The sequence below is a fragment of the Streptomyces sp. SudanB5_2050 genome (assembly GCF_964272335.1).
In the GTDB taxonomy this organism is placed as follows: domain Bacteria; phylum Actinomycetota; class Actinomycetes; order Streptomycetales; family Streptomycetaceae; genus Streptomyces; species Streptomyces rochei.
In genome coordinates this window covers 1,173,920-1,187,886 of sequence record NZ_OZ186760.1, presented here as the reverse complement: position 1 = coordinate 1,187,886, position 13,967 = coordinate 1,173,920, and the positions used below count along the sequence as shown (strand labels likewise).

Annotated in this window: 11 protein-coding genes; 8 read left to right on the top strand and 3 right to left on the bottom strand. The window is 73.9% G+C overall.

Annotated elements, in window-relative coordinates:
- The first annotated feature begins 142 nt into the window (after positions 1-142).
- The 5 genes from ACFZP7_RS05065 to ACFZP7_RS05045 all read left to right on the top strand — a co-directional run bounded on the left by ACFZP7_RS05065 (position 143) and on the right by ACFZP7_RS05045 (position 8,618).
- Positions 143-3,658, top strand: coding sequence for an ALF repeat-containing protein (locus ACFZP7_RS05065; protein ID WP_223779711.1), 3,516 nt, complete (start codon positions 143-145; stop codon positions 3,656-3,658).
- A complete protein-coding gene (locus tag ACFZP7_RS05060; protein WP_355517948.1) occupies positions 3,655-4,044 on the top strand; it encodes a hypothetical protein in 390 nt (129 codons plus the stop codon). Before ACFZP7_RS05065 ends, ACFZP7_RS05060 begins: the two co-directional genes overlap by 4 nt.
- A 262-nt stretch (positions 4,045-4,306) precedes the next feature.
- Positions 4,307-4,813 (top strand): hypothetical protein, encoded by a 507-nt coding sequence (locus tag ACFZP7_RS05055; protein ID WP_031018688.1) that lies wholly within the window; start codon positions 4,307-4,309, stop codon positions 4,811-4,813.
- Positions 4,814-4,847: 34 nt separating this feature from the next.
- Complete coding sequence (locus ACFZP7_RS05050; RefSeq protein WP_385633955.1) at positions 4,848-7,055, top strand: trypsin-like serine protease; 2,208 nt, start codon at positions 4,848-4,850, stop codon at positions 7,053-7,055.
- A gap of 264 nt (positions 7,056-7,319) precedes the next feature.
- Positions 7,320-8,618 carry a DUF6986 family protein gene (locus ACFZP7_RS05045; protein ID WP_385633954.1) on the top strand — a complete coding sequence of 433 codons (1,299 nt, stop codon included), beginning with the start codon at positions 7,320-7,322 and terminating at the stop codon, positions 8,616-8,618.
- Here ACFZP7_RS05045 and ACFZP7_RS05040 read toward each other — a convergent pair.
- Both ACFZP7_RS05040 and ACFZP7_RS05035 read right to left on the bottom strand, forming a co-directional pair.
- A complete protein-coding gene (locus ACFZP7_RS05040) occupies positions 8,599-9,459 on the bottom strand; it encodes a hypothetical protein (protein WP_385633953.1) in 861 nt (286 codons plus the stop codon). The two genes, ACFZP7_RS05045 and ACFZP7_RS05040, sit on opposite strands and share 20 nt — an antisense overlap.
- A 6-nt stretch (positions 9,460-9,465) precedes the next feature.
- On the bottom strand, positions 9,466-10,542 hold the full coding sequence (locus tag ACFZP7_RS05035; RefSeq protein WP_031018680.1) for a LacI family DNA-binding transcriptional regulator: 1,077 nt from the start codon (positions 10,540-10,542) through the stop codon (positions 9,466-9,468).
- A gap of 262 nt (positions 10,543-10,804) precedes the next feature.
- Between ACFZP7_RS05035 and ACFZP7_RS05030 the strand changes: the two genes are divergently transcribed.
- The 3 genes from ACFZP7_RS05030 to ACFZP7_RS05020 all read left to right on the top strand — a co-directional run bounded on the left by ACFZP7_RS05030 (position 10,805) and on the right by ACFZP7_RS05020 (position 13,250).
- Positions 10,805-11,758 carry an ROK family protein gene (locus ACFZP7_RS05030; protein WP_031018678.1) on the top strand — a complete coding sequence of 318 codons (954 nt, stop codon included), beginning with the start codon at positions 10,805-10,807 and terminating at the stop codon, positions 11,756-11,758.
- Between the two features lie 92 nt (positions 11,759-11,850).
- The gene (locus tag ACFZP7_RS05025; RefSeq protein WP_019327080.1) at positions 11,851-12,048 is read left to right on the top strand and encodes a hypothetical protein; all 198 of its coding nucleotides are present in this window, start codon (positions 11,851-11,853) and stop codon (positions 12,046-12,048) included.
- A gap of 137 nt (positions 12,049-12,185) precedes the next feature.
- Positions 12,186-13,250 carry an NUDIX hydrolase gene (locus tag ACFZP7_RS05020; protein ID WP_031018676.1) on the top strand — a complete coding sequence of 355 codons (1,065 nt, stop codon included), beginning with the start codon at positions 12,186-12,188 and terminating at the stop codon, positions 13,248-13,250.
- Here the strand turns inward: ACFZP7_RS05020 and ACFZP7_RS05015 are convergent.
- Positions 13,232-13,936: an MBL fold metallo-hydrolase gene (locus ACFZP7_RS05015; RefSeq protein WP_030974349.1), complete on the bottom strand. Its 705-nt coding sequence runs from the start codon at positions 13,934-13,936 to the stop codon at positions 13,232-13,234. The genes ACFZP7_RS05020 and ACFZP7_RS05015 overlap by 19 nt on opposite strands.
- Positions 13,937-13,967 lie beyond the last annotated feature (31 nt).

Here is a 13,967-nt window from a genome sequence, read left to right as displayed (position 1 = left end):
TGGACATCACGGCGCATACCTGAGGGTTACCCGATTTCTGCCCGGTTTCTGCATTGGACGAGTCCGCCAACCCCCGGTTTTCATAAGGGGCTTGTATCGCAGGGGGCGGCGAGATCTCCCCTCGTCCGAGAAGGGAGTCGGGATGTCACCATCACGACGGATATTCAGCAGACGCCAGTCACTGGCCATTTTCGGGGGAATCGCGGCGGGCACCGCACTGCCCCTCGGGGTGTTCGGATCCCGGCCCGCGTACGCGGCGGGCTCGGCCGCCGACGGCGGTACACAACTTCCCGACACCGACCGCGGCAAGGTCGTGCACGCGTACCGGACCGGCGGACGCGCGGTGCGCACGGCCGCAGCCGCGGCGCTCGTGGGCAGCGCGGAGGACGTGGCCGCGTTCCTCGGCACCAGGCTGCCGGCGGCCACGGCCGAGGACAACCGGTTCACGCTCACCGAGGCCCTGGTCAACGCGGGCAAGGCGACGCGCGCCGGGATCGGGCAGGCGCTGTCCGGCGGGGACGCGGCGGTCGCCGCCTATCTGCAGGGCGGCTTCCAGTCGGCGGTGCACGAGGACCTCGAAGTGGCCGTGACCACGGTCAACGCACACGGCGGCAGGGCCGTGAAGCGCGAGTCCTCCGAAGCGCTCGCGGCCGGTACGGACTTCGCGCTGCGGGACTTCCTCAGCACCGGACAGTACGACGCGCACGACGAGGACCAGCGCGTCCAGGTGACCTCCATCCTCGTGACCGCCTCGCCGCAGGTGCGGGAGTACGCGGAGCGGGCGCTCGACGACGGATCGCCGCGGGCGATCCAGTGGTTCCTGACGACGGGCCAGTACATCGCCCGGGCGCGGGACGAGGAGTCGGCGGAGATCCAGCAACTGGTCAAGATCGTGGAGTCGGAGGGGCGGCGCGCCGAGCGCAAGACCGACGAAGCGGTCGAGCTGTCCGAGCAGGCGGTCCAGGCCGCCGACAAGGCCAAGGCGGCCGCGCTGGAGGCGAAGGCCGAGGCGCAGGCCGCCGAGCAGGACGTGCAGCGCTCGGCCAGGGCGGCCAACAAGGCGGCGCGGGCGGCCCAGGGTGCCGCGGCCGCCGCCTCGACCGCGGTGTCCGCCTCACGCACCGCGCAGGCCGCGGCCCGCCGCTCGGTGGCCGCCGCGAACGCCGCCGCCGCGGCCGCGGCCGCGGCGGGGCGCGCCGCGTCCCGGGCCTACCACGCCGCGATCAGCGCCTCCAAGAACGCGAACATGGCGGAGGCCGCCAACCAGGCGGCGCAGGCCGCGCGGGCCATGGTCACCTGGGTGCGCACGGTGGCCGCGAAGGCCAAGCTCGCCGCCCTCGCCTCCGACGCGGCCGAGGCCGCGGGCAACGCCGCCGCGGGTGCCGCGGTCAACTCGGCCGCCGCCGCGCGCGCTTCGGCCGACGCCGCCGTGGCCGCCGGCGCCGCGCAGTCCGAGGCCGCCGAGGCGCAGCGCGAGGCCGCCATCGCGGAGGCCGCCGCCGGCCGGGCGACGGCGGCCGCGAGCCGGGCCTCGACGCTCTCCCGCAGGTCCGCCGCCGCCGCGCGCACCGCGTCCGCCGCCGCCGACAGTGCGGCCGACCACGCGGAGAAGGCGGCCGACGCCGCCGAGGAAGCGGCTCGGCACGCCGGCGAGGCCGTGGACTACGCCAACCGCTCCACCGCCGCCGCGAACGCCGCCGTGGAAGCGGCGAACAAGGCGTACGACGCCGTCACCGAGGCGCGCACGGTCGAGCAGGAGGCCCGGGAAGCCGAGATCGCGCGGCTCGACGAGGAGACCGAGGAAGCGATCGAGGTCGCCCGTCAGCAGCGGCGCGCGGAGACCGACCGTCTGGAGCGCGCCAACCGGGAGCGCACGCAGGAGGCGCGGCTCTCCGAGGAACTCGTCGCGCTGATCACCGCGATGGAGGCCGCGCTCAAGGACGGCCGGACCGGGGAGGCCGTCAGCAAGGGGCGGCAGGCCGCCGTCCGGCTGCTCGACGGGTCGGGCACGTGGACCCGGGAGGCCGCCGCCTACGCGCTGGCCGGCGTGGACGAGGACGTTCTGCGCTGGATCGAGGCCGACCGGCTCATCGCCCTGCGGCAGGACAACGCGGAGTTCGTCGCGGCCACCGCCGCGATCTCCACGCAGAACGTGGCCCAGGCGGCCGCCGCGGCGCTGCAGACCGAGGACGCCGCCACCATCAGGACCTTCCTGGAGAAGGGCGCGGTCGAGGCGGCCAGGGACGACAACGAGGTCGAGGTCACCACGCTCCTCGCGGACCCCTCCACCGGTACCGCCGTACGGCGCGCCGCCGAGGCCGCCCTGGCGGACGGCTCCGCCGAGGCGCTGCACACCTTCCTGCACGTGGAGCGTGCCGCGGCCGTCCACGAGGACGACAAGGTGGCGGCCACCACGCTCCTGGAGACCGGCGGCCCCTATGTGCGGGCCGCGGCGATGGTCGCCCTCGAGGGCGACACCCACATGCTGCGCCGGTTCATCGGCACCACGCAGCACGAGTTCGCGCGCATCGACCACGACCACGCCACGCACATCAGCGCGGTCCGCGCGGCGATCGCGCGGGCGGCCAAGGTCGCGCAGGACGCGCTGGAGGACGCGGCACGCGCCTCCGAGGCCGCGGCCGTCGCCCGGCAGGCCGCCAAGGAGGCCACCGAGTGGGCCACCAAGGCCGAGGGCTGGGCGCAGGACGCCAAGGCATCCGCCGAGGAGGCCCGGCAGAACGCGGAGGCCGCCGAAGCCTCCGCCGCGGCCGCGGCGCAGTCCGCCAGGACCGCGTCCGCCGCCGCCGCCGAGGCCCGCAAGGCGAGCAGTGTCGCGCGGGACGCGGCCAACCGGGCCGTGCGCTCCGCCGAGACGGCCGCCTCCTACGCCGCCGACGCCCAGGCCTCCGCCACGCGCGCCCGGCAGGCCGAGCTGGCGGCGGGCAAGTCCTTCGCCGAGGCGGCCGTCGCCGCGACCGAGGCGTGGGTCGAGGTCGTCCAGGCCGCGATCCGGCAGGCGATCCAGGACGCGATCGACAACTCGAAGGTGCCGATCGACGGCGAGACCGGCCTGCCCGACGGCGCCGAGAGCTGTCTGACGCCCTTCGGCGACCCGATCGAGCACCGCAACAACACCAACCCCTGGGAACTGGGGTGGAGCTGGCTCACCGGGAGCGGCCCCCGCTCGCAGTGCTTCGGCCCGGACGACGAGTTCACCGGCATCTACCGCGAGCACACGCACACCAAGGGGGTGCTCGAGTACTTCCTCCGGGAGTGGCAGCGGACCGGGAAGTACGAGCTGGGCCGCACCTACATGTACGACTACGCGCTCAGCGGCCCCGAAGGGGTGGGCAAGTACCTCACGGACTACGGGACGCTCGCCACGGCCGGGCTCACCGGCAACCTGGCGTACACGTTCCTGGGCTCCCACCAGGTCCGTATGACCCCCATCCGGGAGAACGCGGACGGGTCGGTCACCTGGCGCTACACCGCGTACAACGAATCGGACATCGAGTCGGCGACGCACCCGCCGGTCATCGGGTACACGGACCTGTGGAGCGACACCGTGGGCGCGTTCGTCGACAAGGTCATCGGTGACGAGGGGCCGATGTCGCCCAAGACCCAGGTGATCGAGTTCAACGTCACGCTCGGCCCGTGATCCGCGGCAGGACGCGCCGGCGATGGCTCTTCGCCGTGCTCGCGGGCTGCGCGGTGCTCGTGGCGGGGTGCTCGGGGGAGATCGATCCCGCGAAGCTGCCCGGGGTGTACCGCGACGACGGCGGCGGGACGATCGAGCTCTCGGCGGACGGCACCTTCACGGCCACCGGTGTGACGACGAGCGAAGGCGCGGAGCCGGTCGATTTCAGCGGCAGCTGGGACTACGAGGATCCGGGCACGTCGAGCGACTTCGTGTACCTGGGGGTCGAGGACGGCGGGCTCGGCAGGACCGGAGGGATACAGCTCTACGTGGACGACCAGGACACGCTGTACTTCCGGTCCGATCCGGACGGGCCGGTCACACAGGAGCTGGACAAGGTGAGCTAGGGCGGTGAGGTCGCGGAGTTCTCCTCCGCGCCCTTTCCCCTTCCTTTCGAGCACCTTTTGCGTCTCTTGCCGGGTCGCAATGCGGGCTGTTGCGAAGTCGCTGTAGAGACCACCACAAACCCTTGTCGAACGTGTTGCGAAACACGAGGGAAACTCGTCGGATGCCCGAATTCTTTCCGTTTCAGGAATCGGACGCGCCCGCCGAGTTCCCGCTTCGACAAGGGACTTGAATCAGAAGAACTGTCGACAATCTAGGACTGTGATGAAGATACGCAGCGCATGCGTGCGCATTCTGGGCGCCGCGGCCACCGCCGGCGTCCTGGCATGGGCCGTGCTGGCCCAGGGCGGCGCGGACGCCGCCGCCGGGTCCTCCACCGAGAGCGTCGCCGAGGCCGCGCCCGGCTACGCCGTCGAGGACTACAACTACCCGGACGCCGACAAGATCCTGGCCGAGCAGAACGTCGTGCTCAAGCGCGGCGACGGCCACATCGTGCTCGCCGACTGCGCCAGCGGGGACAACCTCCTGCAGTTCCTCGCGCGCGACCACGAGGACGTCTGCTTCCGGGTCACCGCCGACGAGGGCTTCCTGACCCTGGAACTGCCCGCGGTGCACGGGGTGAAGACGGACGACTCCGCCAACACCCACCTGGAGATGACCGCCGAGGGCGACCAGGTCGAGTACGACATCCCCGCGGACACGTGGAAGGGCGTCGGCGAGTCCGTCGACGGCCGCGAGCACGTCCTGGTCGAGATCCGCGTCACCAACTAGCCGGCGCCTTCACGTGATTGAGGTAACCACTCGTATGTCTTCCCACAGACGTCCCCGTCTGGCCGCGCTCGGCGCGGTCCTGGCCGCCGGGTCGCTCGCGCTGAGCGCGGTGCCCGCCGCCGCCGTCACCGGCGGCACCCCGGTCGCCGACGCGGACACCACCCACGCCTACACCGCGAAGATCACCGTCGGTGCCCACGACCGCGGCTGCTCCGCCGTCCTCGTCGACGCCGAGTGGCTGCTCACCGCGGCCAGCTGCTTCGCCGAGGACCCGGCCGTCTCGCTCGCCGTCCCGGCCGGCGTCCCCGACCGGCCGACGACCGCAGTCATCGGCCGCTCCGACCTCTCCGGCACCCAGGGCGCCGAGCGCCGCGTCGTCGAGATCGTGCCGCGCACGGACCGCGACGTGGTCCTGGCCCGCCTCAACCGGCCCGTCACCGGCGTGGCCCCGGCCCAGCTCGCCACCGCCGCGCCCGCGGCCGGCGCGGAGCTGACCTTCGCCGGATACGGCCGGACGAAGACCGTCTGGGCGCCGCTCCAGCTGCACACCGGCACCTACACCGTCGACTCCGTCGCGGCCACCTCCGCGGGCGTCACCGGCAAGAACGGCGCGGCCGCCTGCATGGGCGACGCCGGCGGCCCGGTCGTCTCCGGGGGCAGGCTCGTCGGCCTCAGCAGCCAGTCCTCCCAGGGCGGCTGCCTCGGCGTCGACGCGACCCAGACCTCCACCGCGGGCGTCATCGCGCGCGTCGACGACCTCGCGCCCTGGATCGCCGAGAAGGCCGGCGCCACCCGCATCGTCGACTTCAACGGCGACGCCGTCGAGGACATCGCGATCGGCGACCCGATGGCCACGGTCGGCACCGACACCACCGCGGGCCTGGTCCGTGTCGTCCACGGCGGCGGCAAGGGCACCGCCGAGATCACCCAGGACCTCGACTGGGTGCCCGGCGGCGCGGAGGCCGGGGACCACTTCGGCAACCACCTCGCGACCGTCGACTACAACGAGGACGGCTACACCGACCTCGTCGTCTCCGCGTCCGAGGAGAACGTCGGCAGCGCCGTCGACGCCGGCTTCGTCGACATCCTGTTCGGGGGCGAGAACGGCCTCGGCAGCGGCCCCGCCGCCCGCCACTTCGAACAGGGCGCGGGCAACGGCTCCATCGCCGCCTCCACCCCCGAGACCGGCGACCGCATGGGCGCCTCCCTCGCCGCGGGCACCACCGCCGAGGGCAGGCCGTGGGTGCTGATCGGCACGCCGGGCGAGGCGCTCGGCTCGCTCGCCAAGGCGGGCGGTGCCTTCTACGTGCACGGCGACACCAACGTCAGCGTCAACCAGGACACGGGGGCCGTTCCCGGTGCGGCCGAGGCCGACGACGCCTTCGGCACGTCCGTCGCGGGCGACTCCAACTTCATCGCCATCGGCGCCCCCGGTGACGCCATCGGCGGTCACGCGAACGCCGGCAACCTGGCCGTGCTCAGCCACAAGCTGGGCGCCGACGGACGGCCCACCGTCGTCGCCGGAATGGACCAGGACAACGAGAAGATCAGCGGCGGCGCCGAGGCCGGTGACAAGTTCGGCCAGGCCCTCGCGCTGGTCGCCTACCGCCCGTCCGGCGCGGCCACGGCCACCGACTCGATCCTCGCCATCGGCTCGCCCGGCGAGGCCCTGGCCGCCGAGACCGGCGCCGCGCAGCAGGCCGGCGCGGGCAACGTCATGCTCGTGCACATCAAGGCCGACGGCACCTGGGACTACCTGCACGCGCTCAACCAGGGCTCCGGGACCGACGACCGCTCCGGCACCATCGAGGCCGGGGACGGCGTGGGCTCGGCCCTCAGCGCGGTCAACACCGCGCCCCGGGAGGTCGGCTCCGCCGCCACGCTGAAGATCGCCGTGGGCAGCCCCGGTGAGGACCTCGCGGGCGTCACCGACGCCGGTGCCGTCCACACCTTCTCGCTGATGGGTCCGGCGGGCGCCGACGACCTGTGGATCGAGGCCGGCGACGGCGACGGAATCCCCGGTTCCCCGGGCGAGGGCGACAAGCTGGGCACCAGCATCCACTTCACCCCGCGCAACCTCTACGCCGGTATGCCCTACGGTCCCACCGCCACCGGCGCCCTGCACGTCCTGCCGTTCCCGAACGCCGTTCCGGGCGGCACGAGCAGGCCGGCCACCACGTACCAGCCGGGCCAGGGCGGACTTCCGGCCCACGGTGAGTACTTCGGGTACTCGGTGCGGTAACGGCTGCCGCCGTACGGCATGAGCCTCCCGCGGATCGTCCGGCGACGCTGCCGGTCGATCCGCGGGCAGGTCCCCCCTCGGCCCCGCCGGGCTTCGGCCCGGCGGGGCCGAGTGCTGCCCGGCGACGGGCGGCGGGTGCGGGCGCTGGAGGCGGACCCCGCCGTGTGCGCAGGATGGTGTTGACCGGCGGGGAACCGACGGATAACTTCGCTCTACGGATTATTGATTCCGTTCAGCGGAAAACTGAAGCCAGGAGGGTGTGGGATGGGTCAGCAGGAGAAGGTGGCTACGAGCCTCGCGGGCGCCGTCGGCGAGGAGATCAGCGCCTCCCTCGCACCGGTCGACGCGGAGCTGGAGCGCCGCTACCCCGGGGACCCGGGCACCCGCCAGCCCGTGCACACCGTCTACGTCCCCGGCGACGTCTTCGCCGCCGACACCGTCCGCACCTGGGGCGACCGGGCCCTGGCCGCCCTCGACGAACACGCCCCCGACGCCGCGTCCTTCGCCGCCGTCCTCGGCCTCGCCGACGACCTCGCCGAGCCGGTGTACAGCCGCGTGCGCGCCAAGCTGGAGCGCGAGCCGATCGAGGACCTGCGGGTCGACTTCGAGGACGGCTACGGCAACCGTTCCGACGCCGAGGAGGACGAGGCGGCGGCCCGCGCCGCCCGGCTGATCGCCGAGGTGTACGAGCAGGGCACCGCGGCCCCCTACATGGGCATCCGCATGAAGTGCATGGAGGCCCCCGTACGCGCCCGGGGCATCCGCACCCTCGACGTCTTCCTCAGCGGTCTGATGGAGGCCGGCGGCCTCCCCGACGGACTGGTCCTCACCCTGCCCAAGGTGACCTACCCCGAGCAGGTCACCGCCATGGTGCGGCTCCTGGAGGCCTTCGAGAAGGCCCGCGGCCTGGAGCCCGGCCGGATCGGCTTCGAGATCCAGATCGAGACCAGCCAGTCCATCCTGGCCGCCGACGGCACCGCCGCCGTCGCCCGCATGATCCAGGCCGCCGAGGGCCGCGCCACCGGCCTGCACTACGGCACCTTCGACTACAGCGCCTGCCTGGGCGTCTCCGCCGCCTACCAGGCCAGCGACCACCCCGCCGCCGACCACGCCAAGGCGGTCATGCAGGTCGCCGCCGCGGGCACCGGCGTACGCGTCTCCGACGGCTCCACCAACGTCCTGCCGGTCGGCCCGACCGAGAAGGTCCACGACGCCTGGCGGCTGCACTTCGGCCTCACCCGCCGCGCGCTGGCCCGCGCCTACTACCAGGGCTGGGACATGCACCCCGGCCACATCCCGACCCGTTACGCGGCCGTCTTCGCCTTCTACCGCGAGGGCTTCGAGCAGGCCGCCGCCCGGCTGGCCCGCTACGCCAACCGCACCGGCGGCGACGTCATGGACGAGCCCGCCACCGCCAAGGCCCTCAGCGGTTACCTGCTGCGCGGTCTGGACTGCGGCGCCCTCGACATCGGCGAGGTCGCCCGGCTCACCGGCCTGACCCGCGCCGACCTGGAGGGCTTCTCGGCCCCGCGGCGCGGCGACCTCACGGCATCGGCGCAGTAGGCGGCGGCAGCGCGTCGTCCGGCGTCCGGCCGGAGCCCACGTACCGCTCCAGGCCGGACGCCGTCACCCGCTCCTCCTGAGCGAACAGCCGCGTTCCCCGCTCGCACAGCCGCCGGTCGGCCCGCGCCCGCGCGCAGAACTCCTCGGGCGTCGTCCCGAACAGCTCCCGCAGCCGGGCCGACCCGCGCAGCAGGTCGGTGATGAGCGGCCGCTGCTCACCCGGATGCCGCCGCGGGGCACCGGTGCCGTCGCGCAGCACGCCGTGGCGGTTGACGTAGGCGTACGCGCCGCGCAGCACCGTGCCGTCGCCCGGCTCGACGCGTACGTCGGGGGCGGGGAGCCAGGCGCGGTCGAAGTTGCCGGACGCCATCGGCACCCCCTCGCTGGCGTCGATCACGGCGAGCTGCTCGGCGTCCAGCCACAGCAGGAACAGCTCCCGCACGGTGCCCGGCGCGCTCACCGGCGAGGCGGACACGTAACCCATGCGGCTGACGTGGGCGGAGACGCCGACGTCCAGGCCGGTGACCCGGGAGCGGACCATCGGGAGCGGCGATTCGATCCCGAACTCGGCCATCTTGTGCCGCAGTTGGCCCGGGCTGGCGTTGGAGCCGATCGCCAGCACGGGCGTCCGGTCCTCGTAGGTCAGCCGGTCCGGCGGCAGCAGCCGGTCGCCGTGCAGCACCCCCGACTCCCGCGGCCAGGCGCCCGGGTACAGCAGCGGCTCCTCGCGCGGGACACCGTCCAGGCCGAGCGCCCGCAGCGTCCGGTCCCCGGCATCCGGGCCCCTCTCCGCCGGGGTCCCGGCCCCTGAGCCGTCCCGGCTCGTACGTCCCTCGGCCACGGCGGCTCAGTCCGCCGGCGGCAGCTCGCCCGAGCCGCGGGTGACCAGCTTGGTCGGCAGCTCGATGCGGTCGGGCGCGAGCAGGCTGCCGTCGAGCTGCCGGAAGAGGCGCTCGGCCGCGGTGCGGCCGAGGGCGGCGGCGTCCTGGGCGACCACGGTGACGCCCGGCTGGAGCAGGTCGGCCAGCTCGATGTCGTCGAAACCGACCAGGGCGACACCCCGGTCGTGCTCGGCCAGGACGCGGATCACGGTGACCGTCACCCGGTTGTTGCCCGTGAAGATCGCGGTGACCGGACTCGGGCCCCTGAGCATGTCCTCGGCCGCCCGGCGCACCCGCTCGGGGTCGGTGACGCCCAGCGACATCCAGGAGTCCTCGACGGCTATGCCCGCGTCCTCCATCGCGGCCCGGTAGCCGCGCAGCCGCTCGGCGGCCGTGTGGATGCGGGGCATGTCGCCGATGAAGCCGATCCTGCGGTGCCCGTGCGCGATCAGGTGGGCCACCCCGTCGCGGGCACCGCCGTAGTTGTCGGAGAGCACCACGTCCGCGTCGATCCGCCCCGCCGGCCGGTCCACGAACACCGTGGCGACGCCCGCCTTCAGCTCCGGCTCCAGGTACCGGTGGTCGTCCCCGGCGGGGATCACCACCAGCCCGTCCACCCGCCGTGCGCACAGGGCCAGCACCAGTTCCTGCTCGCGGTCCGGGTCCTCGGCGCTGGACCCGTTGATCAGCAGGGCGCCGTGCGAGCGGGCCACCTCCTCGACGGCGCGGCTGAGCGGCCCGTAGAAGGGGTCGGCCAGGTCCTCCAGCACCAGGCCGATGCTGGCGGTACGGCCCTTGCGAAGCACCCGTGCGCTGTCGTTGCGGCGGAAACCGAGCGCGTCGATGGCCTCCTGGACGCGCCGCTCGGTCTCCGGGGTGACGCCCGGCTCACCGTTGACCACCCGGGAGACGGTCTTGAGACCGACGCCGGCCCGGGCGGCGACGTCCTTCATGGTCGGGCGGTTGCCGTAACGGTTCCCGGGGAGGCGGTCTGCGCGGCGGGGCGTGTCGGGCACGGTGCGGTGTCCTGTCCTGTCGTCCACGGGGAAGCGTCGGCTCCTGTCGTCCACGGTGTTCGGTCGTCCACGGTGTTCGGTCGTCCACGGTGTTCAGGGGGATGTGTCGGTCATGCGTTTGTATGAGGATGTGGCGTCGAGCATAGAGCCTGGACAACGTTGTCAGATGCGGGAGACACTGTCCAACGCACTCTCCGACCCCCGTCCCCACCGCGGGGTCGACCCGCTGTGCGCTCATGTGTTCGCATTCTTTTCATTTGTTTCGGTCCGACGGGGAGATCCGACTCTGATGCACACCGACCTCGTGGCAGCGCTGGACATCGGCGGCACCAAGATCGCCGGAGCGCTGGTGGACGGCCACGGCCGTATCCAGGCGCGGGCCCAGCGTGCCACTCCCGCCCGGGAGGACGGCGACACCGTGATGGGCGCGGTGGAGGCCGTCCTCGGGGAGCTGGCGGCGTCGCCGTTGTGGGGGCGGGCCACGGCCGTCGGCATCGGCAGCGCCGGACCGGTGGACGCGTCCGCCGGCACGGTCAGCCCGGTGAACGTGCCCGGCTGGCGCGACTACCCGCTCGTCCGGCGGGTCCGCGAGGCCGCCGGCGACCTGCCCGTCGAGCTGATCGGCGACGGGGTCGCCATCACGGCGGCCGAGCACTGGCAGGGCGCCGCGCGAGGGCACGACAACGCGCTGTGCATGGTGGTCTCCACGGGTGTCGGAGGCGGCTTGGTCCTCAACGGGCGGCTGCACCCCGGCCCGACCGGCAACGCCGGGCACATCGGCCACATCAGCGTGGACCTGGACGGGGACCCGTGCCCGTGCGGTGCGCGGGGCTGCGTGGAGCGCATAGCGAGCGGGCCGAACATCGCGCGGCGCGCCCTGGACGCCGGCTGGCGGCCGGGCCCGGACGGCGACACCTCCGCCGCCGCGGTGGCCGCGGCGGCCCGCCTGGGCGACCCCGTCGCCGTGGCCTCCTTCGAGCGGGCCGCGCAGGCGCTGGCGGCCGGGATCGCCGCCGCCGCGACCCTGGTCGAGATCGACATCGCCGTGGTCGGCGGCGGAGTGGGCAAGGCGGGTGACGTGCTCTTCGCCCCGCTGCGCAAGGCGCTGACCGACTACGCCACCCTCTCCTTCGTGCAGCGTCTCGCGGTCGTGCCCGCGCAGATGGGGACGGACGCGGGGCTGGTCGGAGCGGCCGCGGCGGCCCTCACCAGGACGGCGGACGCTCGCCCCGCCCGGGTCTGAACTCCGGCCGGGCGGGAGCCGGGGCACGGGCCGGCCGCGGCTCCCGCGCCGTCACCCGTGACTCCCGCGTCCCGGGCGCAGTTGAAGCAGGCATGAAGAAGCGCAGCATGCTCGCCATCGCATCCCTGGCCACCGGTTTCGTCGTCGCGGCCGTCAGCCCCTCCCACGGCGCCCCGGCCGAACTGCCCCTCGGCCTCGACGTGGAGGACACCGTCAGCACCGTCGAGGACACCGTCACCGTCGAGAGCCTGTCCGTGGACCAGGACACCCTCGGGCAGCTGGGCCGCTGAGCCGTCCCTCCTTCCCCCCCGGCGCCGGCGCCCCCGTGTGGGCGTCGGCGCCGGTTCCGTAGGTCCTCAACTGGGCCTGGTTTCCGTGGCAGGGTGGAGCGGGCAAGCCACAGGGGGCCAACAGAAGAGGGGGACCTGTGACCGTCGTCTGGATCAACGGCGCGTTCGGTGCGGGGAAGACCACCACCGCACGGGAACTGATCGAACTGATCCCGAACAGCACGCTCTTCGACCCCGAGATCATCGGCGGGACGCTCGCACACCTGCTGCCGCCCAAACGCCTGGCCGAGGTCGGCGACTTCCAGGACCTGCCGATCTGGCGCCGCCTGGTCATCGACACGGCGGCCGCCATGCTCGCCGAACTCGGCGGGACCCTCGTGGTCCCCATGACGCTGCTGCGCCAGGAGTACCGGGACGAGATCTTCGGCGGCCTCGCCGCCCGCCGGATCACCGTCCGGCACATCCTGCTCGCCCCGGCTGAAACGATCCTGCGCGAGCGGATAGCGGGCCGCGAGATACCGGCGGACCTGCCCGACGGAGAGATACGCGTTCGACAGTGGTCCTACGACCACATCGAGCCGTACCGGGCCGCACTCGCCTCCTGGCTGACCGCCGACGCGCACCCGGTCGACACCGGCGCCCTCACCCCGTACGAGGCCGCCGCGCGGATCGCCGAGGCCGTCGGCACGGGCTCCGTGCCGGCCTGCGACATCGTGCAGACGCCCGAACCCACCGCCGAGACCCTCGCGGCGGGCGTCCTGCTCTTCGACGAACAGGACCGCGTCCTGCTCGTCGACCCCACCTACAAGGCCGGCTGGGAGTTCCCCGGCGGTGTCGTCGAACCCGGCGAGGCACCCGCCCGGGCGGGGATGCGCGAGGTCGCCGAGGAGACCGGCATCCGCCTCGCCGAGGTGCCCGCCCTGCTGGTCGTCGACTGGGAACGGCCCGCACCCCCCGGCCACGGCGGGCTGCGGCTGCTCTTCGACGGCGGCCGGCTCGACCCGGCCGACGCCGACCGGGTCCTGCTGCCCGGCCCGGAACTGCGTGCCTGGCGCTTCGTCACCGAGGACGAGGCCGCCGCACTGCTGCCCCCCGTCCGCTACGAACGACTGCGCTGGGCCCTGCGCGCCCGGGAACGCGGCGCGGCGCTGTACCTGGAGGCCGGCACCCCGGTCGGCCGGAGTCAGCCGGACGCCCCGTAGGCGCGCACCGAGGCGCGCAGCGCCCGTGCCGCCCCACCGGTCACGGGGTCACCGTGCCCGAAGCAGGCCACCTCCGCGTCGAGGTCCGCCAGCTTCCGGAAGGAGTCGACGGCCCGGTCCCGGTCGACGTTGAACACGCCGAGCATCACCTCGCCGTCGACCGGTGAGACGGCGACGGCGTCCCCCGTGAACAGCACGCCGTGGTGCGGGAGGTGCACCGCGATACTCCCGTCCGTGTGGCCCGGGACGTGCACCGTCCTCGCCCCGCCGCCGAAGTCCAGGACGTCGCCGTCCGCCACCTCCGTCACCCGCTCCGGACGCTCGAAGCCGCCCTGCGGGAGCAGCCGGACGGCTGCCGCGTGCAGGGGCCGCTCCCAGTCCTCGAACACGGGGGGCGGCCCCGGCACCTCGCCCCGTACCACCGGCGCCTCCACGGCGTGGGCCACCACCTCGGCCCCGGTGAGCGCCGCGACCTCGGCCGCACCGCCCGCGTGGTCCTCGTGGAAATGGGTGAGGACGACCCGCCGCACGCGTCCGACGGCTTCCACCGCCGCGGCGATCCGCGCGCCGGACCCGGCCGGACCGGCGTCGATCAGCGTCAGGTCGTCGCCGTCGCGCCACGCGTAGGCCTGGCCGACCGGGAAGCGCAGCAGGTGCAGACGGGGGAGCAGCTCGATCACGTCCATGGCACGACCGTAGGCGGGGCCCCGCCCGCGG